This window comes from Nitratifractor salsuginis DSM 16511 (assembly GCF_000186245.1).
GTDB lineage: Bacteria > Campylobacterota > Campylobacteria > Campylobacterales > Sulfurovaceae > Nitratifractor > Nitratifractor salsuginis.
This window is the reverse complement of record NC_014935.1, coordinates 443,506-463,849: the sequence shown is the minus strand read 5'-3', so window position 1 is coordinate 463,849 and position 20,344 is coordinate 443,506. Positions and strand designations below refer to the sequence as shown.

At 54.7% G+C, this 20,344-nt stretch carries 27 protein-coding genes; all 27 read right to left on the bottom strand.

Annotated features, from left to right (window positions below; all coding sequences use genetic code 11):
• Positions 1-79: 79 nt before the first annotated feature.
• The 27 genes from NITSA_RS02305 to NITSA_RS02175 all read right to left on the bottom strand — a co-directional run bounded on the left by NITSA_RS02305 (position 80) and on the right by NITSA_RS02175 (position 20,110).
• Positions 80-514 (bottom strand): MOSC domain-containing protein, encoded by a 435-nt coding sequence (locus NITSA_RS02305; protein ID WP_013553418.1) that lies wholly within the window; start codon positions 512-514, stop codon positions 80-82.
• Between the two features lie 68 nt (positions 515-582).
• A complete protein-coding gene (locus NITSA_RS02300) occupies positions 583-1,275 on the bottom strand; it encodes a TonB C-terminal domain-containing protein (RefSeq protein ID WP_013553417.1) in 693 nt (230 codons plus the stop codon).
• Positions 1,272-1,658 carry a biopolymer transporter ExbD gene (locus tag NITSA_RS02295; RefSeq protein WP_013553416.1) on the bottom strand — a complete coding sequence of 129 codons (387 nt, stop codon included), beginning with the start codon at positions 1,656-1,658 and terminating at the stop codon, positions 1,272-1,274. Before NITSA_RS02295 ends, NITSA_RS02300 begins: the two co-directional genes overlap by 4 nt.
• A gap of 1 nt (position 1,659) precedes the next feature.
• The gene (locus tag NITSA_RS02290) at positions 1,660-2,238 is read right to left on the bottom strand and encodes a MotA/TolQ/ExbB proton channel family protein (RefSeq protein WP_013553415.1); all 579 of its coding nucleotides are present in this window, start codon (positions 2,236-2,238) and stop codon (positions 1,660-1,662) included.
• Position 2,239: 1 nt separating this feature from the next.
• Positions 2,240-2,629: an ATP synthase F1 subunit epsilon gene (gene atpC, locus NITSA_RS02285; RefSeq protein ID WP_013553414.1), complete on the bottom strand. Its 390-nt coding sequence runs from the start codon at positions 2,627-2,629 to the stop codon at positions 2,240-2,242.
• A gap of 16 nt (positions 2,630-2,645) precedes the next feature.
• Positions 2,646-4,052 (bottom strand): F0F1 ATP synthase subunit beta, encoded by a 1,407-nt coding sequence (gene atpD / locus NITSA_RS02280; protein WP_013553413.1) that lies wholly within the window; start codon positions 4,050-4,052, stop codon positions 2,646-2,648.
• 16 nt (positions 4,053-4,068) lie between these two features.
• On the bottom strand, positions 4,069-4,956 hold the full coding sequence (gene atpG, locus NITSA_RS02275; RefSeq protein WP_013553412.1) for an ATP synthase F1 subunit gamma: 888 nt from the start codon (positions 4,954-4,956) through the stop codon (positions 4,069-4,071).
• Positions 4,957-4,970: 14 nt separating this feature from the next.
• A complete protein-coding gene (gene atpA / locus NITSA_RS02270; RefSeq protein WP_013553411.1) occupies positions 4,971-6,485 on the bottom strand; it encodes a F0F1 ATP synthase subunit alpha in 1,515 nt (504 codons plus the stop codon).
• Positions 6,486-6,512: 27 nt separating this feature from the next.
• Positions 6,513-7,046 carry a F0F1 ATP synthase subunit delta gene (locus NITSA_RS02265; protein ID WP_013553410.1) on the bottom strand — a complete coding sequence of 178 codons (534 nt, stop codon included), beginning with the start codon at positions 7,044-7,046 and terminating at the stop codon, positions 6,513-6,515.
• A complete protein-coding gene (locus NITSA_RS02260; protein ID WP_013553409.1) occupies positions 7,047-7,601 on the bottom strand; it encodes a F0F1 ATP synthase subunit B family protein in 555 nt (184 codons plus the stop codon).
• Between the two features lie 8 nt (positions 7,602-7,609).
• Entirely contained in the window at positions 7,610-8,032 is a 423-nt protein-coding gene (locus NITSA_RS02255) for a F0F1 ATP synthase subunit B family protein (protein WP_013553408.1), read from the bottom strand.
• A gap of 65 nt (positions 8,033-8,097) precedes the next feature.
• The gene (locus NITSA_RS02250; RefSeq protein WP_013553407.1) at positions 8,098-8,976 is read right to left on the bottom strand and encodes a ParB/RepB/Spo0J family partition protein; all 879 of its coding nucleotides are present in this window, start codon (positions 8,974-8,976) and stop codon (positions 8,098-8,100) included.
• A 2-nt stretch (positions 8,977-8,978) separates the two neighbouring features.
• Complete coding sequence (locus tag NITSA_RS02245) at positions 8,979-9,761, bottom strand: ParA family protein (RefSeq protein ID WP_013553406.1); 783 nt, start codon at positions 9,759-9,761, stop codon at positions 8,979-8,981.
• Positions 9,758-10,393, bottom strand: a complete 636-nt coding sequence (locus NITSA_RS02240; RefSeq protein ID WP_013553405.1) for a biotin--[acetyl-CoA-carboxylase] ligase — start codon at positions 10,391-10,393, stop codon at positions 9,758-9,760. Before NITSA_RS02240 ends, NITSA_RS02245 begins: the two co-directional genes overlap by 4 nt.
• Positions 10,374-11,315, bottom strand: a complete 942-nt coding sequence (fmt, locus tag NITSA_RS02235) for a methionyl-tRNA formyltransferase (protein ID WP_013553404.1) — start codon at positions 11,313-11,315, stop codon at positions 10,374-10,376. Before fmt ends, NITSA_RS02240 begins: the two co-directional genes overlap by 20 nt.
• Positions 11,316-11,490: 175 nt before the next feature.
• Complete coding sequence (gene proB, locus NITSA_RS02230) at positions 11,491-12,282, bottom strand: glutamate 5-kinase (RefSeq protein WP_013553403.1); 792 nt, start codon at positions 12,280-12,282, stop codon at positions 11,491-11,493.
• Positions 12,282-13,439 carry a GTPase ObgE gene (gene obgE / locus NITSA_RS02225; protein ID WP_013553402.1) on the bottom strand — a complete coding sequence of 386 codons (1,158 nt, stop codon included), beginning with the start codon at positions 13,437-13,439 and terminating at the stop codon, positions 12,282-12,284. The genes proB and obgE overlap by 1 nt, the downstream gene beginning before the upstream one ends.
• A 181-nt stretch (positions 13,440-13,620) precedes the next feature.
• The gene (gene rpmA / locus NITSA_RS02220; protein WP_013553401.1) at positions 13,621-13,875 is read right to left on the bottom strand and encodes a 50S ribosomal protein L27; all 255 of its coding nucleotides are present in this window, start codon (positions 13,873-13,875) and stop codon (positions 13,621-13,623) included.
• 9 nt (positions 13,876-13,884) lie between these two features.
• Positions 13,885-14,190 (bottom strand): 50S ribosomal protein L21, encoded by a 306-nt coding sequence (gene rplU, locus NITSA_RS02215; protein WP_013553400.1) that lies wholly within the window; start codon positions 14,188-14,190, stop codon positions 13,885-13,887.
• A 121-nt stretch (positions 14,191-14,311) separates the two neighbouring features.
• The gene (locus NITSA_RS02210; protein WP_013553399.1) at positions 14,312-14,695 is read right to left on the bottom strand and encodes a RidA family protein; all 384 of its coding nucleotides are present in this window, start codon (positions 14,693-14,695) and stop codon (positions 14,312-14,314) included.
• Positions 14,696-14,706: 11 nt separating this feature from the next.
• Entirely contained in the window at positions 14,707-15,063 is a 357-nt protein-coding gene (locus NITSA_RS02205) for a hypothetical protein (RefSeq protein ID WP_013553398.1), read from the bottom strand.
• Positions 15,064-15,303: 240 nt separating this feature from the next.
• Positions 15,304-15,990 (bottom strand): HesA/MoeB/ThiF family protein, encoded by a 687-nt coding sequence (locus NITSA_RS02200; protein ID WP_013553397.1) that lies wholly within the window; start codon positions 15,988-15,990, stop codon positions 15,304-15,306.
• A complete protein-coding gene (locus NITSA_RS02195) occupies positions 15,987-16,793 on the bottom strand; it encodes a carbon-nitrogen hydrolase family protein (RefSeq protein ID WP_013553396.1) in 807 nt (268 codons plus the stop codon). The genes NITSA_RS02200 and NITSA_RS02195 overlap by 4 nt, the downstream gene beginning before the upstream one ends.
• On the bottom strand, positions 16,790-16,999 hold the full coding sequence (gene xseB, locus NITSA_RS02190; protein WP_013553395.1) for an exodeoxyribonuclease VII small subunit: 210 nt from the start codon (positions 16,997-16,999) through the stop codon (positions 16,790-16,792). The genes NITSA_RS02195 and xseB overlap by 4 nt, the downstream gene beginning before the upstream one ends.
• The gene (gene metX / locus NITSA_RS02185; RefSeq protein WP_013553394.1) at positions 16,996-18,102 is read right to left on the bottom strand and encodes a homoserine O-acetyltransferase MetX; all 1,107 of its coding nucleotides are present in this window, start codon (positions 18,100-18,102) and stop codon (positions 16,996-16,998) included. Before metX ends, xseB begins: the two co-directional genes overlap by 4 nt.
• A 166-nt stretch (positions 18,103-18,268) precedes the next feature.
• Entirely contained in the window at positions 18,269-19,534 is a 1,266-nt protein-coding gene (locus tag NITSA_RS02180) for an O-acetylhomoserine aminocarboxypropyltransferase/cysteine synthase family protein (RefSeq protein WP_013553393.1), read from the bottom strand.
• Positions 19,535-19,741: 207 nt separating this feature from the next.
• Positions 19,742-20,110 carry a diacylglycerol kinase gene (locus NITSA_RS02175; RefSeq protein ID WP_013553392.1) on the bottom strand — a complete coding sequence of 123 codons (369 nt, stop codon included), beginning with the start codon at positions 20,108-20,110 and terminating at the stop codon, positions 19,742-19,744.
• Positions 20,111-20,344 lie beyond the last annotated feature (234 nt).

Sequence of the window (20,344 nt, the reverse complement as noted above, 5' to 3'; positions counted from 1 at the left end):
GGAGTTATTTTACAGGATATCAGAGATTATTTCAAGTGGATATAAAGATTATTGAGTGTTAATGACTAAATATCGATCGTCAGCCCTTTTGATCCTCCGGAGAAATTCGCTCGCCTGTTCTCAGTACTCCTCCCCGAATCACCCGCAGATAGACCCCTCGGGTCTCCTTGACCAACTGGGGAAGGCGGGGATCGTGGATCGCCAAATGGTTACAGATGGGACAGAGCCTGCTCACCTCCAAAAGCACATCGCCGCAGCTGAGCCGGTCGCCGGGCTCCAATGCTCTCGTATCGAACTCCACCAGAATATTCTCTCCCAGATCGCCGGCTTCCAGGTCGATCCCCTCCTCCTTGGCCATTTCATAGGCGATCGTGCCGGTCAGGAGAATGGAGCGGTCGGGTTTCTTGCCGTGAAACTTGTCCCCGACCACGCCCCCCTCATCAATCATCAGCTTTTCACAGGGGGTGCGTCCCTCCTTCTCCTCTTCGGCCAAAAAGAGTCTCAAAATTTCCATAGCGCGGGCATCCTTGAAGAAAATTGCTGCATTATATCACAGCACGTTGTCGCCGTGATCCGAGGAAATTAATCGTGGGCGATGAATTTCACTTCGATGTCGTAGGGTTTTCCGTGGGAGTGGGGACCGAATCCTATGCCTTGAAGCTGTTTGAGGTAATTGATCAGCTCATGATTGAAATCGGGATTGGCCGAGAGTTTGAGAATCCGATAATCAAACCGACCGTCGGGGTAGATCGTCAGGCGTATATCGATCTCTTCTCCGGCGAAATTGGCCTGGGCAGGCCACCCTTTGAGCAGGCGCTCCACCTTGGCCAGATAGGCGTTTTCCACTCCCGAACTACCCTGGGATTTTTTGAGGGTATGCTCTCCCGTTTTTTTACTCCCCGCAGCTCCGGACGATTGCTTTTGAACCCTTTTTTTCGGGTGAGGCTTTTTGACATGACTGAAGAGTCTGCGGGCATCGGGCTTTTTGGCCTCGGGGGCTTTATGCGCCTTTTTGGTCTTGAGAGCTTTTTGATGCTTCTCCGCTTTGCGCGGCTTGGTAACTCTCTTTTTCCGGGTGGTCTTCGGGTGAGATTTCGGCGCGGCTTGCGGCGAGGGAACTCCGGCCAGACTTACGGTGATCCCCGCCCGGTTTTTGGTGACAAAATGGGTCGATTTGGAAGAGTGATGATATCCGAAATAGTAGAGCAGGAGCAAAATGAGTGCCAGATAGATGGCTACGGCTGCCACCCCTGCGGTGATCTTCTCTCTCATCATTCCGTCAGCAGGGAGACCCGGGTAAACCCCGCCTCCTTGACACTTTTGAGCAGATAGATCACATCTTTGTAGGGGAGGGATTCGTCCGCACGGATGAAGACATCGCTTTTTTTATTCATTTTGGATGATTTGAGCATAAAATTGTCGGCGAAATCCCGCAGGGTAAACGTCTCTTTGCCCAGGTAGATCCGGCGGTTTTTATCCATACGGATCGTAATCGTGGAGAGCTTTTCGACCTTTTTGCTTCGGGTTCCCTTGGGAAGGGTGATCTGCTCCTGGTACGTAATGGTCGGGGCCGTCACCATCAAGATCGCCATCAGCACCAACATCACATCCACGAACGGAGTGATGTTCAAATCGGGATCATCATCCCAGCGAAACATTTCATCGCTCCTTGCGGGTCTGAGCCAGCACGATCTCCGACTGGGATTCCAACAAAGATTGCAACTCGTACGCTTTGCGTTTGAGCAGGAGGTGAAAAGCGTAGGCGAAGACCGCTACGAAAATTCCCGCAGCCGTCGCGATGAGCGCTTCGCTGATCGCCGGGGCGACCACCGAAAGCGAAGCACTTTTTTGGGTCCCCAGACGGCCGAAGGCTTCGAGAATACCCACCACCGTTCCAAACAGGCCGATAAAGGGAGAAGTGGAAGCCATAATCGAAAGCTGGGTCAAGCCCCGGGTGGCACTGCGAACGGCATCATTGACCGCCGCCTTGAGGACTTCCGGACTCACCCGTCCGATCTGACGGAGATATCCGGCAAGGAGGGAATCATCGGAAACCATTTCACTTCGCCCCATATAGAGACGGGTCAGAGAACGGGATTCTATAGCAAGGCGCTGAAGAATGAGGCGATAACGATAGATGAAAATCCAAAAGGTGGCAATAAAATAGAAAGAGAGAATCAGCAGCACCATCCAGGTGATGGGGCTGCTGTGAGCAAAATAGGAGGAGAGTGAACTCACGTCAGTAAGACTTCTTCTTGATCGATTCGACTTTGCTCACGGCTGCGGCGATTGCCACATCGGAGGTTTGAGCCTTCTGGAGAAGTTCTTTGGCCTCGGAGAGGCGCTCACTGAGACTACCTTCTTCATCGCTGATCAAAACGGCACCGTCTACCACACAGCTCACTTTGTTCTCGTCGACTTTGACGTAGCCCTGATTGATGGCGACCATAATCTCTTTGCCATCGGCTGTTTCAATCGTGATGACACCGGTATCCAGCAGTGAAACCAGGGAAGCGTGCCCGGGGAGAACTCCGAACTCACCCTCTTTCCCTGGCAGTGTTACCATCTTCACATCCCCTTCGTAGATAAGTCCGTTGGGGGTGACGATCTCGAGTTTCATGGTGTTCATGGAGATCCTTTAAGGCTTAGGAAGCCTTCTCTTTCATTTTTTCCGCTTTTTCGATCGCTTCGTCCATGCTACCGACCATATAGAAGGCGGCTTCAGGCATATGGTCGTACTCACCGTTGAGCAGACCTTTGAATCCTTTGATCGTCTCTTCCAGTGTGACGTAGCGTCCGGGACTTCCTGTGAAGACTTCGGCGACGTGGAAAGGCTGGGAGAGGAACTTCTCGACCTTACGTGCCCGCTCGACGATCAGCTTATCCTCTTCACTCAGCTCGTCCATACCCAGAATCGCAATGATATCCTGAAGGTCTTTGTACTTCTGGAGAATCGCCTGGACCCCGCGAGCGACCTGGTAGTGCTCATCCCCGATGATGACGGGATCGAGCATCCGGCTGGTGGAGTCGAGAGGATCCACCGCAGGGTAGATACCCTTCTCGGCGATGGAACGGTTCAGAACCGTCGTCGCATCCAGGTGGGCAAAGACCGATGCAGGCGCGGGGTCGGTCAAGTCGTCCGCAGGAACGTAAACGGCCTGGACGGAAGTAATGGAGCCCTTCGTCGTCGAGGTGATCCGCTCCTGGAGTTTCCCCATTTCACTGGCGAGAGTAGGCTGATAACCGACCGCAGAGGGGATCCGGCCCAACAGTGCAGACATCTCGGCACCGGATTGGGCGAAACGGAAAATGTTGTCGATGAACATCAGAACGTCCAGACCCATCTCATCCCGGAAATACTCCGCCATGGTCAGACCGGTAAGGGCGATGCGGTTACGTGCTCCCGGAGGCTCGTTCATCTGACCGTAGCAGAGGGCAACTTTGTCAAGAACGTTAGATTCCTTCATCTCGTTGTAGAGGTCGTTTCCTTCACGGGTCCGCTCACCGACACCGGCAAAGACGGAATAACCGCTGTGCTTCATGGCGACGTTGTTGATCAATTCCATAATGATAACGGTTTTACCGACTCCGGCACCGCCGAAGAGACCGACCTTACCTCCCTTGGCATAGGGAGCGAGCAGATCGACGACCTTGATACCGGTTTCGAAGATTTCGGCTTTGGTGCTCTGAACGTCGAAAGCGGGAGGCGTGCGGTGAATCGACCATTTGGTCTTGGCTTCGACAGGCTCTCCGTCGTCGATGACGTTACCGACAACGTCGAAGATGCGGCCGAGGACCTCTTCCCCGACAGGAACTTTGATCGGTGCTCCGGTTGCGCGAACTTCCTGTCCGCGTACCAGACCTTCGGTCATATCCATTGCAATGGTGCGGACGCGGTTGTCCCCCAGTTGGATGGCGACTTCCAGAACAAGTTTCTGCTCCTTGGTCTCCGTCTTCAGCGTTGTCTCCAACGCTTCGTTAATCTCGGGAAGGTAGTCGCTGAATTCCACATCGACTACCGGTCCCATAACCTGAATGATTTTACCAGTCATTGAGTCTCTCCTCTCTTTATTTCAGTGATTCGACACCACTGATGATCTCGATCAGTTCGGTGGTGATGGCTTCTTGCCGTGCTTTGTTGTATTTGACCGTCAGAGATTTGACCATCTCCTTGGCATTGGTGGTCGCTGCATCCATCGCCTGCATTCTCGCCCCGTGCTCTGCGGCGAGCGAATCGATCAGAGCATAGTACATCACATACTCCAGATAGCGATGAACCAGAGCTTCGAGCAACGTATCGTCGTCATCGGGCTCCAGTTCCAGCTCGGAAGGACTGCTCTGAATGTCGCTCGGCAGCGTCGAAGGATCAACAGGGATCAGATGGTCGATCCGGATCTCCTGAGTGATCATATTGACGTAGCCGTTATGGACGACAATGACTTTGTCGGTCTTGCCGGCCATATAGTCATCCACACACGCCCGAATGAATTTGGCCGCCTCTTCATATGAGGGCGAAGAACTGAGCCCCTCGATCTCGTCGATCATTTCCGTTTTGTTGAAGCGGTAATAGGCAATACCCTTCTTACCGATCGCCCGAAGACGGACCTGAGCCCCTTTGGCACTCCACTCTTCGGCAAGTTGGTTCACCGCTTTGAGGGTCTGGGAGTTAAAGCCTCCGCAAAGACCTTTGTCGGCAGTGATAAAGACGATATCGACCGTTTTCGGGTTCTCCACCTTGCGGAAATAGGCGTTGTCGCTCACATCATTGTATTTGGCGATCTGGAGCGCGATCTCGTCGATCATCTCCGTGATCTTCTGAGCATACATCTTGGAACGCTTGGCAAGCTCTTCGGCGCGCTTGAGTTTTGCGGAAGAGACCAGCTTCATCGCATGGGTCGTCTTCTGCGTCCCCTTGACGCTTTTGATCTTGCGTTTGATATCTTTTAGGTTCGCCATGGTTCAGCCTTGCTTTATGCTGCGAACTGGGACTTGAAATCCTCGATCGCTTTTTTCAGTTCCTCTTCCGTCTCTTTGGTCAAATCTTTTTTCGTGCGGATGTCTTCGAGGATGTTGCTGTATTTGGCATCCAGGAAGGTATAGAATTCACGCTCAAAACGGGTGATTTCGGAAACAGGAATATCATCGAGATATCCTTTGGTTCCCGCATAGATAATCACTACCTGCTTCTCGACGGGGATCGGAGAATAGGGAGGCTGCTTCAGCAGCTCCGTCATCCGTGCTCCACGCTCGAGCTGGTGGCGGCTGTGCTCATCCAGGTCACTTGCAAACTGGGCAAAAGCCTGAAGTTCCCGGTAAGTCGCCAGGTCTAGACGCAGAGTACCGGAGACTTTCTTGATCGCTTTGATCTGTGCGGCTCCTCCGACACGGGAGACGGAGAGACCGACGTTGATCGCCGGGCGGATACCGGCGTTGAAGAGATCGGTCTCCAGAAAGATCTGACCGTCGGTGATCGAGATGACGTTGGTGGGAATGTAGGCGGAAACATCCCCTGCCTGGGTTTCGATAATGGGGAATGCGGTAATCGAACCGGCACCCAGCTTATCGTTGAGCTTGGCGGCGCGCTCCAGCAGACGGGAGTGGAGGTAGAAAACGTCACCGGGATAGGCTTCGCGGCCCGGAGGACGGCGAAGGATCAGGGACATTTCGCGATAAGCGACGGCATGCTTGGAGAGGTCATCATAGAAGATGACGGCATGGCGTCCATTGTCACGATAATACTCCGCCATGGTCACCCCGGCATAGGGAGCCAGGAATTGCAGAGCGGAAGGATCGGAAGCCCCGGCGTTGACGACGATGGTGTACTCCATCGCACCCGTCTCTTCCAGCTTTTTCACCAGAGAGGCTACGGTCGATTGCTTCTGACCGATGGCGACATAGATACAGATAACATCCTGCCCTTTCTGGTTGATGATCGTATCGATCGCCAGGGTGGTTTTACCGGTTTGACGGTCACCGATGATCAGCTCCCGCTGACCCCGTCCGACGGGAACCAGAGCATCGATCGCTTTGATACCGGTCTGCAGAGGTTCATGAACCGATTTCCGGGCCATGATCCCGGGTGCCTTCTCTTCGACGAAGCGTTTTTCGCTCGCTTCAATCGGGCCTTTGCCGTCGATGGGCTCACCGAGGGGGTTGACGACGCGTCCGACCAGACCGTCACCGACGGGGATCTCGAGAAGCGTTCCGAGACGCTTGACGCTCATTCCCTCGCGGATATCGGTGTACTCACCCAGGACGACGACACCGACTCGGGCCTCCTCGAGGTTGAGAACCTGACCTTTGGTTCCGTTTTCAAATTCGACCATTTCACCGGCCATAACATTGCTCAGACCGTAAACGGTTGCGATGCCGTCCCCGATTCCGGTCACCTTTCCGATCTCGTTAATGTCTACATTCAGTTCGAAATTCTCGATCCGTTCCTTGATGATGGAACTGATCTCATCCGCTTGCAATTTCGCTGCCACTGCTGCTCCTTTCTGTAAGTTTGCTCTTTAGAGGGCTCTCTGGATAAAATCCAGAAGTTCAGATTTGATCCGTGCTCTGGAAACGTTCAATTCCAGACCCAGGTCATCCACCGCTACTTTCAAACCGTCACACGTCTTGTCGCTCTGTTTCAGATCGATCTTCGCTCCGCTGTAACGGGAGAGAACCTTTTCGAGGCTCTCCATTTTCTTTTTCGGAAGCTTTTTGTCCGCTTCGACCGTTCCGCTGTAATGATTCTCGATCCGTTTGATTTCACGATCAAGGATCCCGGTAAGTGTGGGAAGAAGATCCAGCCTTCCCTTCTCGTTCATTATCTCCAGGAGACGGAAGAGATTCTCATCGATCTTACCTTTGAGCGGCTCGATGAAGAGACGATACTTTTCGTCACGGCTTACCAGGGGCGAGCGGAGAATCTCCTCGGTCTCTTCCCGGCTGAAGAGAGATTCGAGGGCCTCCAGTGTCGCCAGAATCTCGGGAAGTTTCTCGACCCCGACAATCTCACTCAGTGCTTTGGCGTATCTTTTTGCGATCAGTTCTTTCATTTAGGCCACCTTTTTCGCGAGAGTATCGACAACCTGGGAAGCGGTCAAAGGAATATCGTCGACGCTGATATTCTCATCCAGCAGTGCCACAATACTTTCACGGACCATACGACGCTCTTCGGTCTCCATCCGCTCCTCATACTGGGCTTCCAGGGCCGCCAATTCTCTTTCACCGAGTTCACGATAGCGCTGGACAAGCAGCTCGGCCTCTTTTTTCCCGTCTTCGAGAATCTCCTGAGCCTTCTTTTCACTCTCGGCAAGAGCCTTCTCGGCAGACTTTTTGGCCTCTTTCGCCTCCTGGAGTCTGCGCTCGATCTCCGAAAGCTGTTCCGCAATTTTTTCACGACGCTCTTTGAAGAAGTTGCGGATGGGATCGGCCACCAGATAGTAGACCAATGCCGCAAAGATCAAAAAGTTGAAAACGCGGGGTACAAAATCGGTGCTGCGACCCGCAATGGCTTCGTAGTGGCTGGCGCCTTCCGCTTCGCCCGCGAGCAGCAGTGCCGCAGGAACGGCGAGTGCCGCCAATAGCAGTAGAAATTGTTTTCTCATCATCTCTCCCCTCAGAGTTGGCTGAATTTGGCTTTGAGGCTCTCTTTGATCAGCGGCAGCTGAGAGAGAACAGCCGATTTGAGACTCTCCCGCTCTTCGACCAGTTTCTCTTTGAACCGCTGATACTCCTCTTCCAGGGCCTGCTGCTTGGCACTCAATGCGGCAGCATTCTCTTCCTTGACCTTCTGGACGGCACCCTGACGGATCCGTGCCGCCTCGCTGCGGGCCTCCTCCAGTTTCGCCTGAGCCTGAGCCAGGAGCTCATCGCTCCCGCTGCTGAGCTGTTTGGCCTCCGCCAGGTCTCTGGCGATGGTCTTCTCCCGTTCATCCATAAAACGAACCAACGGGCCGAACAGCCGCTCATTGAGCTGATAAAGCAGGAAAAAGAAGATCAACAACACGATCCCCATCAACCATGGATGTAGTTCAAGCATCGGCACTCCTCATAAAAAGTGGGGCATTTTAACATCTTGCTTTTTAAATGCCGGTTAAGCTGGACTTATCGTCGACTTTTCTCCAACAGATCGATCAAAGCTTCCAGGGCCGCATCATCGGGAAGGTCGATCTCGATCCCTTTGGGAGTGAAACGATGGGGGAAAGGGAGCAACCGGGCCAGACGGGCTTCGAGTTCCGGATCTCTTTTCCCGATCTGCTCCCGTTTTCGGCTCTTCTTTTCCGTTTTTCTATCCCGGTTGCTTTTGACCAGTTCCTCGGTCTCCCGGACACTCAGTTTCCGTCCCAGAATCGTATCCACGACGATCCGCTGCTTCTCTTCGGGAAGGGAGAGCAGGATTTTGGCATGCCCCTGGCTCAGTCGTCCTTCAACCAGCTGTTTCTTCGCATAATCCGAAAGGGAAAGCAAACGGAGCGTGTTGGTGATCTGGGAGCGGCTCTTGTGCACGATGGAAGCCAACTCTTCGTGGGTGATCCCGTGGACTTCGAGCAGTTCCCGATAGGCTTCGGCCAATTCGACCGGATTGAGATTCTCCCGCTGTATATTCTCCACCAGCGCCAATTCCCGCATTCGCAGGCGGTCGAGGTCCACATCGGCGATGATGGCACGGATCTTCTCCGCCCCGATGATTTTGTGGGCCCGGAGCCGGCGCTCTCCGGCGACGAGGATCCACCCTTCGCCGTTGGGGATGACCACGACCGGCTGAAGCAGGCCGTGACGCCGGATTGATTCGGCCAATTCGTTCAGTCGCTCGGGATCGAAGCTTTTGCGAGGCTGATAGGGGTTGGGCTCGATCGCCTCGACCGGCAACTCCCTCACCGCATCCCCCAGGTCCTCTTCCCGGATCTTCTCTTCGCTCAATTCGCTCTCATAAGCCTGGCCGACCTCTTCGAGGATGGCCCCCAGTCCCTTGCCCAATGCCATACTCAACTCCTCAAAATCGCTTCGGCCAGGGCCTTGTAGGCTTTGGAGCCCTTGGAGCCGGAGGCATAATGGATGACGGGTTGGCCGAAGCTGGGGCTCTCCGCCACTTTGACATTGCGGGGAACGACGATGAAATCATTCTTGTCGTGGGTGAAAAGCTTGTCCCGGAAGTGATGCTCCAAATCTGCCAGGACCTGCTTGGAGAGATTGTTTTGGCTCGTATACATCGTCGGCAGGAACCCTTTGATCTTCAGATTCGGGTTGATGGTCTTGCGTAGGAGCGAGACGGTATTGAGTAGCTGCGCCAAACCCTCCAGGGCGAAAAATTCACACTGGATGGGAATGATCACCGAATCGGAGGCGCTCAGTGCATTGATGGTGATGGGGCCCAGTGCCGGAGGGGAGTCGATGATGATGAAGTCGTACTTTTCCCGGATATCGGCGATCGCTTTGCGCAGGATCGTCTCCCGGTTCTGCTTCCGGTTGCCGTAGAACTCCTTCTCGATTCCCACCAGACCGATGTTGGAAGGGGCCAGATGGAGGCGTTTGACGGCGGTCTTGAGGATCACCTCTTCGATCCTTTTACTACCGATCAGCACATGGTAGATATTGAATTCATAATCGTTTCGGCTGAAGCCGAGATTGGTCGTGGCATTGGATTGGGGATCGACATCGATGAGGAGAACCCGCTTCCCCTCTTCCGCCAGCGAGGCAGCCAGGTTCACCGCAGTCGTCGTCTTCCCCACTCCCCCTTTTTGATTGGCAACACTGATCACTTCACTCATCGTAGTCCCCAGATCCTTTCTCCGTTGATCTCTATTGACCCATCCTCCAAAAGATGGGCATTTTCAAAGCTCGTATATTCCCGACCGACGTGGGCACCCACGTGGCGGTTGCTGTCAAATTCTAGCCGGAACTTACTAAAGATGTCCTTCCATTTCGGCGGGTTCTTCAAGCGCCCAAGGAACATATCAAGTAATATCATCGCGGGAAGCTCCGTCTCAAGGGAGGTGAAGTTTTTTTCACTTTTTTTCAGATTGACCCCGATCCCGGTGACATAGCACGAACGCAGACGGGCGGTCAGCACCCCGCCCAGTTTCTTTTCCCCCAGATAGAGGTCGTTGGGCCACTTGAGCCATACGGCCGGATCGATTTCACAGAGCAGCTCCTTCATCAACCAACCGAAATAGATGGAAGCCGACGGTGGCGGCAGATCGTCGGGGAGTGACGCCTCCGAGAGCGCGATGGAGGCGAAGAAATTCCCGGGGTGGCCGATCCAGCGATTGTCCCGACTGCCGATTCCGTCGGTCTGCAACTCGGTCAAAACCGCTACAGGGGGCTGAAGCCGCCCTTCACGGATCGCATCGGTCAACCAACGCTGGGTCGAAGGGAGACAATCAAAGTAGAGAATCTCCACGCTTCAGCCCCCTTCCGACACAGTAGGCCCGTCCGCTCATCTCTTTTTTCCCCGAGGGCTGTAGGCGGAGGATACGGACTCTTCCTCTGCTACAGCCGACATCGATCGACTCTTCGCCGATCTCCAGGATCTCTCCCGGACGATGGGTGGAATCGTCGGCGGGGAACTCCAGCTCCAGAAGTTTGAGGCCGTTGGGGAGGAAGACTCCCGGCCACCCCTCAAAGGCCCGATATTTTCTCCGGATCTCTGAAGCCTCCTCCAGCGTGATCTCTCCGTCGGCCCGCCGGATCTTGCTGCAGTGGCTGGCCAGGGCCCCGAACTGGGGTAGGGGCTGGAGGCGGTCATAGCGTTTGAGCACCCGGGGGGTCAGCTCCGCCGCCGCTTCGGTCAATCGCTCCATAAGCTCCCGCAGACGGGTCGACTCATCGATGAGAACATACCGATAAGCCAGGCCCGGCCCCGTATCGAGCCCCTCTTCCATCAGCATAGCCGTGACCCCGGTATACCGATCCCCCTGCAAAAGCGCCTGCTGCACCGGAGATGCCCCCCGGTAGGCAGGAAGCAAGGAGGCATGAAGATTGATGCAGGGGGCGATCCCCAGGACTTCCGGCGGCAGGAGCTGCCCGAAGGCGGCAACGACGATAAAATCGGGAGCCTCCGCCCGAAGACGCTCCTGTACCGGCTCTTCCCGCAACGATGAGGGTTGGAGCACTTCGATCCCCCGCTCGTGGGCCAAATTTTTCACCGGAGGAGGGGTCAGAATCTTTTTGCGCCCCACAGGACGGTCCGGCTGGGTCAAGACCAGAGAAACTTCGATTCCTGGCTCCTCCAGCAAGCGCTCGAGTATTCGCCGGGCATACTCCGGTGTCCCCATAAAGACAACACGGATGGCTTGGCCTTCTCCCCTATCTTCAGAATTCACGCTTCACTCCTCATAATATAGTCGCAAGTCGCAAGCACGGGCCTTCGGCCCTCACGTCGCAAGAATTTTAGTCATTGGAAATTGCCGCAAAAACGACATCAATTTACCCATTCTCAATTATTCGGTTACTAATTACTCGGTTACTAATTACTAGTTACTAGTTATTAGTTTCCAGTTACTCGTCCTCTTCACCCCGTCGAGCGTCGGAACTTTCAAAAAGCGTCCCCCCGCGGTGCACCCCTTCCAGGAGCAGGCTTTGCACATCAGCGAGATCGAATCCGCTGGCGAGGAACATTCGCCCTCCCCGTTTGAGAAGAAAATCCGCCGCCTGCAGCTTCGTTACGATCCCGCCGGTGGCGAAGGCGTTATGGGGAGTGCATTCGGCTTCCAACTCCTTCGCATCGAGTGCACAGACCACCTTGCGCAGCCGGGCATCGGGGTAGCGATGGGGATCTTTGTCGTAATAGCCGTCGATGTCGGAGAGGATCACCAAAAGGTCCGCATCGAAATAGTGGGCCACATGGGCACTGAGACGGTCATTGTCACCGAAAACCAACTCTTCGGTCGCGACCACATCGTTTTCATTGACGATCGGGACGACCCGATGCTTCAAGAGCTCCTCGACAGCGTTGCGTGCGTGACGGGTTCGACGGCGGGAGTCGAAATCGTCGGCGCTGAGGAGCAGCTGGGCACTCAAAATACCATGGTGGGCGAACTTGCTCTGATAGAGCTTCAGGAGATAGGGCTGACCGATCGCCGCCAAGGCCTGTTTCTGCGCCACATCGGAGCGATCGAGCCTCAGCTGGGTATATCCCGCCGCCACGGCTCCCGAACTGACGAGGATCACCTCCCTGCCCCCGCGGATCAGATCCGCGATAAGGTCTACCAGTGCACGCATACGTTCCAGGGCGATCTCTCCCTCTTCGGTCAAGACGTGCGAACCCACTTTAATGACGATCCGCTTCATCAAGCCTCCTGGATATCCGTGGAAGGCTCCTCCCGGGAGGCTTCGCGCTTCGCTTCCCTGCGGGTCGCCTGGACCATCTCGCCCAGGGCAAATCGCAGAGGCTCGATGTTCCGCCCGCTGACGGAAGAGACGGGGAGAATAAAGACCGGACGGTCCGTGGGCATCTGTTCCCAACTCTCGTGCGGATCGGCATAGCTGAGGAGTTTGCGATCCGCATCGAAACGCTCTTCGAGAATCTCGTTGGGCTCCAACCCCAGAGTTTCGAGCAACTCTTCGGTCTTTTGATCGATCTCGTTGTCGCTCAGTGCGTCGATCTTGGTGATGGCTACGGCGAAGGGGCGGCCGGCAAGCTCCCGGGAGTAATTCTTCAGCTCCTCTTTGAGGATGTCGTACTGATACTTCATCTCCCGATAATTGGTCGCATCGATCATCAAAAGCAGTGTCTTGGTCCGCTCGATATGACGGAGAAACTCCAACCCCAGTCCCCGACCGTCACTGGCTCCTTCGATGATGCCGGGGATGTCCGCCATCATAAAAGAGTCGAATTCCCCCAGAGCGACAACGCCCAGCTTGGGGGTCAGGGTCGTAAACTCATAGTTGGCGATCTCGGGTCGGGCATTGGAGAGTTTGGAGATCAGGGTCGATTTCCCGACGTTGGGGAAACCGACCAGTCCCACATCGGCGATCAATTTCATCTCCAGGCGGACGCGGCGTGTCTGTCCCGGCAGACCGGGCTGAGCGTAGGTAGGACGCTGGTTGGTGGAGCTTTTGAAGTGGACATTTCCGAGGCCCCCCTTGCCCCCTTCGAGGAATTTGACTTTTTCCCCCGGAGTCGTGAGATCGAGCAGAAGCTCACCCGTTTCGGCATCGATCACCTGGGTGCCGGGAGGGACCACGACCGTGGTATCCTTCCCGCTGCGTCCGAAACGCTTGCGCCCTTCACCCGGCCGGCCGTTCTCCGCCTTGATGTGGCGCTTGCCCCGCAGATGGGAAAGGGTATCGGTATTGCCGTCGACCTGAAACCAGACCGCCCCGCCCCGTCCCCCGTCTCCGCCGTCAGGACCGCCTTTAATCACGAACTTTTCCGTATGGAAAGAGACGCAGCCCGCGCCTCCTTTGCCGGAGCTGAGTGTCAGCTCCACATTATCTACAAACATAGTTTTTACCTTCTTATTGTCTATCGAATTTTATTAATCTGTTTTTCTTTATTATAACATAGGGGCAGAGAGTTCCATTCCGGAATTAAAAGATTGTCAACTATGGAATAAAAGTAGAAAAGAGTTGAGAGGAATATTGAAAAAGAGGAACCGGCAGGCGAAGCCGCCCGGTTCATAAGAGTCAGGCGGGAACGACGGAGACTTTCTTCTTGGTAGAAGTCTTGTTCTCGAACTTGACTACACCCTCGATGAGGGCATAGATGGTATGGTCTTTGCCCATACCGACACCTTTGCCAGGATGAACTTTGGTCCCACGCTGGCGGATGATGATGTTGCCGGGAATGACGTGCTCTCCACCGAACTTTTTCACACCGAGACGGCGGCCCGCTGAGTCACGGTTGTTCTGGGTTGAACCCTGTCCTTTCTTATGTGCCATAAACGCTCCTTATGCAATTTTGGTGATGCGGACGCGGGTGAAATCCCGGCGGAATCCGCGCTTGAGCTTGGAGTCTTTTCTCCGACGCTTCTTGAAGATGACCACTTTGCGGTCACGGCCCTCGTTGATCACTTCGCCTTTGACGACAGCGCCCTCGACATAGGGGGTGCCGATCTTCAGCTCACCGTCATCCAATGCCAGGACTTCGGTGAACTCCACTTCGGCTTTGGGCTCCAGACCCATCTTGTCGAAGCAGATCACGTCGCCTTCCTGCACCTTGAACTGCTGTCCGCTTGCTTTGATAATCGCGTACATTGCTAACCCTTTATTTGATTAATCACTCGTCGATCGCCGGGGTGCGGCAATTTAAGTTCGGGATTATACCCAAAGAAAGTTTAAGAGATTTTGAATTTTTCCGAAAAAGAGTGAGGAGCCCTTAAAGTGACTCTCCCGGCTTCGCGATACAGTCGATCTCCACCAGGACCTCTTTGGGGAGAGTCTTGACGGCGACGGTACTTCGGGCCGGTTTGTGCTCACCGAAAAACTCCGCATAGACTTCGTTGACCGTGGCAAAATCTCCCATATCGGCCAGGAAGATGGTGGTCTTGATCACATCCTCCAGACTCCCGCCGGCCGCTTCCAGCACTGCGCTGAGATTGCTCAGAACCTGACGGGTCTGCTCCGCCACACCCCCTTCGATCAATTCACCTTCCGGTGTCAGGGCGATCTGCCCGGAGGTATAGAGGATGCCGTCGACCAGGATCGCCTGTGAATAGGGGCCGATCGCCTGGGGTGCCTTGTCGGTCGCGATGATTTCCATAGTTACTCCTTTTAGCGTGCTTCGTCGTTTTCGTAGAAGATATAGTTGGTCGAGTAGTCGGAAAATTCGAAATAGACCTTCTTCTCCCCTTTGTCGACCTTGTAATTGAAGTTCTTGTCGTCGTAGCCGTATCCGTAGCGGTAGGGGCGCGGCTTACCGTCATTGGTGCCGTAGGCGGTGGAGAGCTTGTCGATCTTGATAAAGCGTTTGACCAGTTTCTCCCCGGCATAGACATCCAAAACCCCGTCGGTTCCGGTCCAGTTCTGGATGGAACGGCTGATGGAGTTCTGAGCCTCCTGGGTACAGCCTGCCAATCCCGCCATCAGGGCAAGTGCAGCTGCAATGCCGATCTCTTTTTTGAATTTCATAGAGATTCCTTCAAAAATTTAGTGCGTCATTATAACACGAAGAAAAGAGTGGGTAGTGGGTAGTGGGTAGTGGGTAGTGGGTAGTGGGTAGTGGGTAGTGGGTAGTGGGTAGTGGGTAGTGGGTAGTTTGACACGGTTCAATGCCTTTGTCAAGAAAAATAGTGTTCTTCAATTAAAAAAAGGCATTGCAAAACAATGCCAACCGCAATTTCTCATTACTCATTTCTAATTTCTAATTCCTCACTCTTCACTCACAACCGGTAGTTTGAACTTTTTGAGCACCAACTCCCCCTCTTCGTCATAATAGAGATAGTGGAGCTGATCTTTGCGAATGGGAAGTCCCGCGAGATAGCGCAGTGCCAGATTGGCCTGGAAGGAGCCGACCTGCATCACGATCGGGGCGGCGATGCCTGCGGGGGTATGGTCACTGACGGCGAAGACCCCGAAATCGGCCCGGTCAAAAAAGCAGACTTGCCCGTTGAAGGCTTCCACACTGGCATAGACCCAGGGGATGCGGCAGCTTTTGGCCCAGGCATCGATTTTGGAGCGGACGGGGAGGTTGTCTGTCGCGTCGAGGATCAGATCGAAGGCAAGAGTATTGCTCTTTGCGAAGGAATCGAAGTCGCAGGGGTGGGCCTGGACCTTCACGAAGGGATTTTTCTTTCGGAGCAGCTCGGCGCTCACCTCCGCTTTGTTTCCTCCCTGATCCTCCAGAGTGAAAACGATCTGCCGGTGGATATTGTGCAAAGAGACCTCATCGAAATCCACCAGGTGAATCTCTCCGATGCCGCTGCACCCCAGAGCCAGAGCGAGCGTCGAGCCGAGCCCTCCGCATCCGATGATGACGATCCGCTTGGCAGCGAGCCGCTCCTGGGCTTCCTCCCCCCAGAGCTGAATCTGCCGATGGAAATACTCCTCCGACCTCATAAAGCTCCCCGGCGCCGCAGAGCCTCCTGAAAACGCCACCCTTTGCGATGCTCTTTGACAGCTTTCTTCTCCACAGACTCCACCAGCATCGACTCTTTGTCCTCCAGCATCATCTCCACTTCACCGTCGGGATTGACCAGCATACTGTCTCCGTAGAAACGCCACTTGTTCTCTCCGTCGTCATACTCCCCCAGACGGTTGGCCCGCAGGATATAGACCCCGTGCAAAAAGGCCCTCGATTTGATCAGCTCCCTCCAGCGGTTATGCGAGCCGAAGGTCGAAGCGGTCGGCAGGAGCACCAGATCGACCTTGTGACGGTCCAGCGCCTCCCAGAGGGGATCAAAATGGAGTTCGTATCCCGCCATCACCGCGACTTTGAAGCCGTCGACCTTGAAGATGAAAGGATCCTTCAGAGGCGCGACGGGATTGGAGAAAAAGGCCTCTTCGTTCCAGTGGGGATAAGGGAGGAGGATCTGCTGGGTGTAGTAGCGGGTCTTCTCCGGGCCGACCAGAACGACGGTTTTGAAATACTCCTTCTTCTTGACCCGGACCAGGGGAGCGACGAAGGTCACATCATACTCCTTCGCCAGGCGTTTGAGCAGCTTGAGATGGGTCCGGCTCTGCTCCTTGATCATATTCCGGGGCATCGATTGGAGTTCGAGAAAAAAGTGGTTGAGCACATACTCTCCGAGCAGGATGATCCGGGCTCCCCGCTCCGTGGCGTTGCTGAGATAAAATTCCAGACGGGTCGCGTTCATCCCCAGAGTCGGGAGTTGCAACGCAGCGACGGTGAGCTCTTTCATTCTTCCGGCTCCCCGTCGCTATGCTGCGCTTCGATCTGCTCCACCTTGAGTTTCGCCTCTTCGATCATCTTTCTGGCGCGGTGGATCGTCTCCATCCCCTCTTCGTAGAGTTTGACACTCTCTTCCAGGGTGATCTCCGGATCCATCAATCGCTCCAGGATCTCCCGGCTGCGTTCCAACTGCTCTTCGAAGCCGAGCTCTTTCATCCACACTCCTCTTCCAGAATTTCCCGGATAATGAAATCGAACTTATCCACTTCCACCAAAAAGGCGTCGTGCCCGTAATCACTCTCGATCTCGTGATAACTGTGGGCCTGGCCGTTACGTCGCAACATTTTAGCGAGGTGTTCCATCTCCTCCGGAAAGAAGAGGTAATCCCCCGCGAAGCTGATCAGGTGCACCTGGGCACGGATCCGGCTCACAGCATCGTGGAGGGAATCGTAACCCCGGGAGAGGTTGAAGGTGTTGATCGCCTTGACGATGTAGAGATAGCTGAGCGGATCGAAGATCCGGGAGAAGTTGGCGGTGTTGTACTCCATATAGCGCTCCACTTCATAACGGCCGAAAAGTTCGAAGAGGCCGTCGGTAGCGACATAGTTGCGCCCGAATTTCCGATCCATCGACTGGGGACTGAGATAGGAGATGTGCCCGGCGATGCGTCCCACGGCCAGCCCGTCGCAGCCGTGTTCTTTGAAAGCGTCGGGGGCGTAGTTGCCGTTGTCGAAGCGGGGATCTCTGCGGATCGCCTCTACCGCGACCTTGTTGAAGGCGATGACCCAGGGGCGAGTGGCGTAGGTCGTAGCCAACGGAATGATATGGTCGGCAAAGCCGGGATAATCCACAGCGAATTGCAACGCCTGCATCCCACCCATCGAGCCTCCGACGATCGCTTTGACATGGTGGATCCCCAGATGGCTCAGAAGCTGGCGCTGGGCTCGGATCATATCTTTGATCGTCACAACCGGAAATTTGAGGCGGTAGGGTTCCTCGGAAGGGTATTGGGGACTCATCGGGCCCGTAGAACCGAAACAGGAACCGATGACATTGGTGCAGACGACGAAGTAGCGGTCGGTATCGATCCCCTTGCCGGGGCCGATCAGCGCATCCCACCAGCCCGGTTTGCGCTCCCCCTCATAAAGCCCCGCCGCGTGATGGGAGCCGCTGAGGGCGTGGCAGACAAGGATCACATTGTCTTTGGCTTCGTTGAGTTCCCCATAAGTTTCGTAGCGAATTTCATAAGGTTCCAGGATTCGCCCGCTCTCCAGATAAAGCGGTGAAGTGAAATGGGTAGTATGGGTCTCGATCTTCATCGGCAGCCTGTCGGATAGTTTGGCGCTATTTTATCGTAAAAAGATTATTGTGTATTGGTGTATTTGTCTATTGGTTATTGGGAGTGATGTCGCTTTTAGGCGACAATTCAAAAAAAGCGTTGCCACGCAACGCCAACCATAATTCCTCATTCCTCATTCCTCGTTCCTAGTTCTGAAGCGCCTGCCGCAGATCCTCGATCAGATCCTCCGTATCTTCCAGACCGACACTGAGACGGATCAACCCTTCGGGGACTCCGGCGGCTTCAAGCTCTTCTTTGCTCAGCTGCTGATGGGTCGTGCTGGCGGGATGGGTGATGAGCGATTTGCTGTCGCCGATATTGACCACGAGCTTGAAGAGCTTCGTGCTGTCGGCAATCCGCTGCGCCTCTTCCCGGCTCTCCACTTCAAAGCTCAGCAGCCCGCTGGCCATTCCTTTTTTGAAATATTTTTGAACCAATGGGTAATTGGGGTCGCTTTTGAGGCCGGGATAGTTGACCTTTTTGACCTTGGGATGGGCTTCGAGAAATTCGGCGATAGCGAGAGCCGAATCCGAATGTTGTCGCATTCTCAAAGGCAGGGTCTCCAGGCCCTGGATATAGAGCCAGGAATTGAAAGGGCTGGGTGCCGCCCCCAGGTCGCGCAGAAGCGCCAGGCGTGTGCGAAGGGTAAAAGGAGGCAGGGGCAGATCGGTATAGACCAGTCCGTGATAGCTGGGATCGGGCTCGTTGAAATGGTAGTAGCGTTGATTGCCCTTGAGCTTCTCCACCAGCCCTTCCCGTTCGACGACGATCCCTCCGATCGCCAATCCCTGGCCGGTGGTGTATTTGCTGGCGCTGTGTACCACCACATCCACGCCGTGTTCGATGGGTTTGCAGATCACCGGCGTGGCCACCGTATTGTCGGTACAGGTAAGCACACCGTGGCGATCGGCGATCCGGACGATCTCCGCGATATCCGCTACATCCACACTGGGATTGGTGATGCTCTCGAAATGGATCAGTTTGGTCCGCTCGTCGATCATCGCTTCGAGCTCTTCGGGTTCGTACACGTCAAAATAGCGTGCCTCGATCCCGAAACGGCGGATCGTGTGTCCCGTCAGAGTCGTCGTCCCGCCGTAGACCTGCTTGGCGACGATGATGTTGTCCCCCGCTTCGGCGACATTGGCGATGGCATAGAAGATGGCACTCATCCCGCTGGCGGTCGCCACCGCCGCCGCTCCCCCTTCGAGTGCGGCGAAACGTTTTTCGAAAACGTCGGTGGTGGGATTCATCAGGCGGGTATAGATATTGCCCAGCTCTTTGAGTTCAAAAAGATTCGCCGCATGCTCGGCATCCCGGAACTCATAGGCAGTCGTCTGATAGATCGGCACCGCCATCGTTCCGAACTCGTTACCGTCGTATCCGGCATGAATCGCCAGGGTGTTCTCTCGCATCGTCGGTCCTTTGATTATGAGGATTCATTGGAAAAGATTATAGCAGTTTTGTTCTATCAGGGATCGCAAGTCGCAAGCACGGGCCTATGGCCCTCACGTCGCAAGAAATAATTATGTGGTTATCGGAGAACGGTGTCGCCTCTGGCAACAATTTCAGATAAAAGGCGTTGCAAGGCAACGCTTACCGAAACTCCTCACTCCTAACTCCTAACTCTTCACCAGCTCCCCATATAGCACGATCCCCCAGATCATCGCCGTCAGACAGAAGGCCAAAAAGACCCCAAACGCTCCGATATCTTTCGCCTGCCCCGCCAGAGGGTGATGCTCCTGAGTCACCAGGTCCACCACCCGCTCGATGGCGCTGTTGAAAGCTTCAGCGATCAGCACCAGCCAGGTCGAAGCGAAGAGGATCCATTTGGAGAGCGTTGAGATGGGAGCGAAGAAGAGCCCGACGGCAATGAGCGCAATGACCGCCAGCTGGGTGCGAAAGGACTTCTCCTGAGTGACGGTATAGCGCATCCCCGCCAGGGCATAGCCGATGTTTTTGATGATGTGGAATTTGGGTTTATTATGCATAGGCTTTCCTTTTTTGAGTCGCAAGTCGCAAGCACGGACCTCCGGCCCTCACGTCGCAAGAGTATTAGTTTTATTATATGGGTATTGATTATTAAGGAGCGGTGTCGCCTTTAGCGACAATTTCAAAAAAAGCGTTGCAAAGCAACGCAAACCTCAATTCTTCATTCCTCACTCCTCATTCCTCATTCAATAATAGCCAAACTATTTTGGAGCAGATTTGAGTGGAGGGCTCCC

Bases quoted from the DNA above. Each gene is read 5' to 3' on its own strand.
- NITSA_RS02305 (WP_013553418.1), bottom strand. From the start codon at position 514: ATGGAAATTTTGAGACTCTTTTTGGCCGAAGAGGAGAAGGAGGGACGC.
- NITSA_RS02300 (WP_013553417.1), bottom strand. From the start codon at position 1,275: ATGATGAGAGAGAAGATCACCGCAGGGGTGGCAGCCGTAGCCATCTAT.
- NITSA_RS02295 (WP_013553416.1), bottom strand. From the start codon at position 1,658: ATGTTTCGCTGGGATGATGATCCCGATTTGAACATCACTCCGTTCGTG.
- atpC (WP_013553414.1), bottom strand. From the start codon at position 2,629: ATGAACACCATGAAACTCGAGATCGTCACCCCCAACGGACTTATCTAC.
- atpD (WP_013553413.1), bottom strand. From the start codon at position 4,052: ATGACTGGTAAAATCATTCAGGTTATGGGACCGGTAGTCGATGTGGAA.
- atpG (WP_013553412.1), bottom strand. From the start codon at position 4,956: ATGGCGAACCTAAAAGATATCAAACGCAAGATCAAAAGCGTCAAGGGG.
- NITSA_RS02265 (WP_013553410.1), bottom strand. From the start codon at position 7,046: ATGAAAGAACTGATCGCAAAAAGATACGCCAAAGCACTGAGTGAGATT.
- NITSA_RS02260 (WP_013553409.1), bottom strand. From the start codon at position 7,601: ATGATGAGAAAACAATTTCTACTGCTATTGGCGGCACTCGCCGTTCCT.
- NITSA_RS02255 (WP_013553408.1), bottom strand. From the start codon at position 8,032: ATGCTTGAACTACATCCATGGTTGATGGGGATCGTGTTGTTGATCTTC.
- NITSA_RS02250 (WP_013553407.1), bottom strand. From the start codon at position 8,976: ATGGCATTGGGCAAGGGACTGGGGGCCATCCTCGAAGAGGTCGGCCAG.
- NITSA_RS02245 (WP_013553406.1), bottom strand. From the start codon at position 9,761: ATGAGTGAAGTGATCAGTGTTGCCAATCAAAAAGGGGGAGTGGGGAAG.
- proB (WP_013553403.1), bottom strand. From the start codon at position 12,282: ATGAAGCGGATCGTCATTAAAGTGGGTTCGCACGTCTTGACCGAAGAG.
- obgE (WP_013553402.1), bottom strand. From the start codon at position 13,439: ATGTTTGTAGATAATGTGGAGCTGACACTCAGCTCCGGCAAAGGAGGC.
- rpmA (WP_013553401.1), bottom strand. From the start codon at position 13,875: ATGGCACATAAGAAAGGACAGGGTTCAACCCAGAACAACCGTGACTCA.
- rplU (WP_013553400.1), bottom strand. From the start codon at position 14,190: ATGTACGCGATTATCAAAGCAAGCGGACAGCAGTTCAAGGTGCAGGAA.
- NITSA_RS02210 (WP_013553399.1), bottom strand. From the start codon at position 14,695: ATGGAAATCATCGCGACCGACAAGGCACCCCAGGCGATCGGCCCCTAT.
- NITSA_RS02205 (WP_013553398.1), bottom strand. From the start codon at position 15,063: ATGAAATTCAAAAAAGAGATCGGCATTGCAGCTGCACTTGCCCTGATG.
- NITSA_RS02200 (WP_013553397.1), bottom strand. From the start codon at position 15,990: ATGAGGTCGGAGGAGTATTTCCATCGGCAGATTCAGCTCTGGGGGGAG.
- NITSA_RS02195 (WP_013553396.1), bottom strand. From the start codon at position 16,793: ATGAAAGAGCTCACCGTCGCTGCGTTGCAACTCCCGACTCTGGGGATG.
- xseB (WP_013553395.1), bottom strand. From the start codon at position 16,999: ATGAAAGAGCTCGGCTTCGAAGAGCAGTTGGAACGCAGCCGGGAGATC.
- metX (WP_013553394.1), bottom strand. From the start codon at position 18,102: ATGAAGATCGAGACCCATACTACCCATTTCACTTCACCGCTTTATCTG.
- NITSA_RS02180 (WP_013553393.1), bottom strand. From the start codon at position 19,534: ATGCGAGAGAACACCCTGGCGATTCATGCCGGATACGACGGTAACGAG.
- NITSA_RS02175 (WP_013553392.1), bottom strand. From the start codon at position 20,110: ATGCATAATAAACCCAAATTCCACATCATCAAAAACATCGGCTATGCC.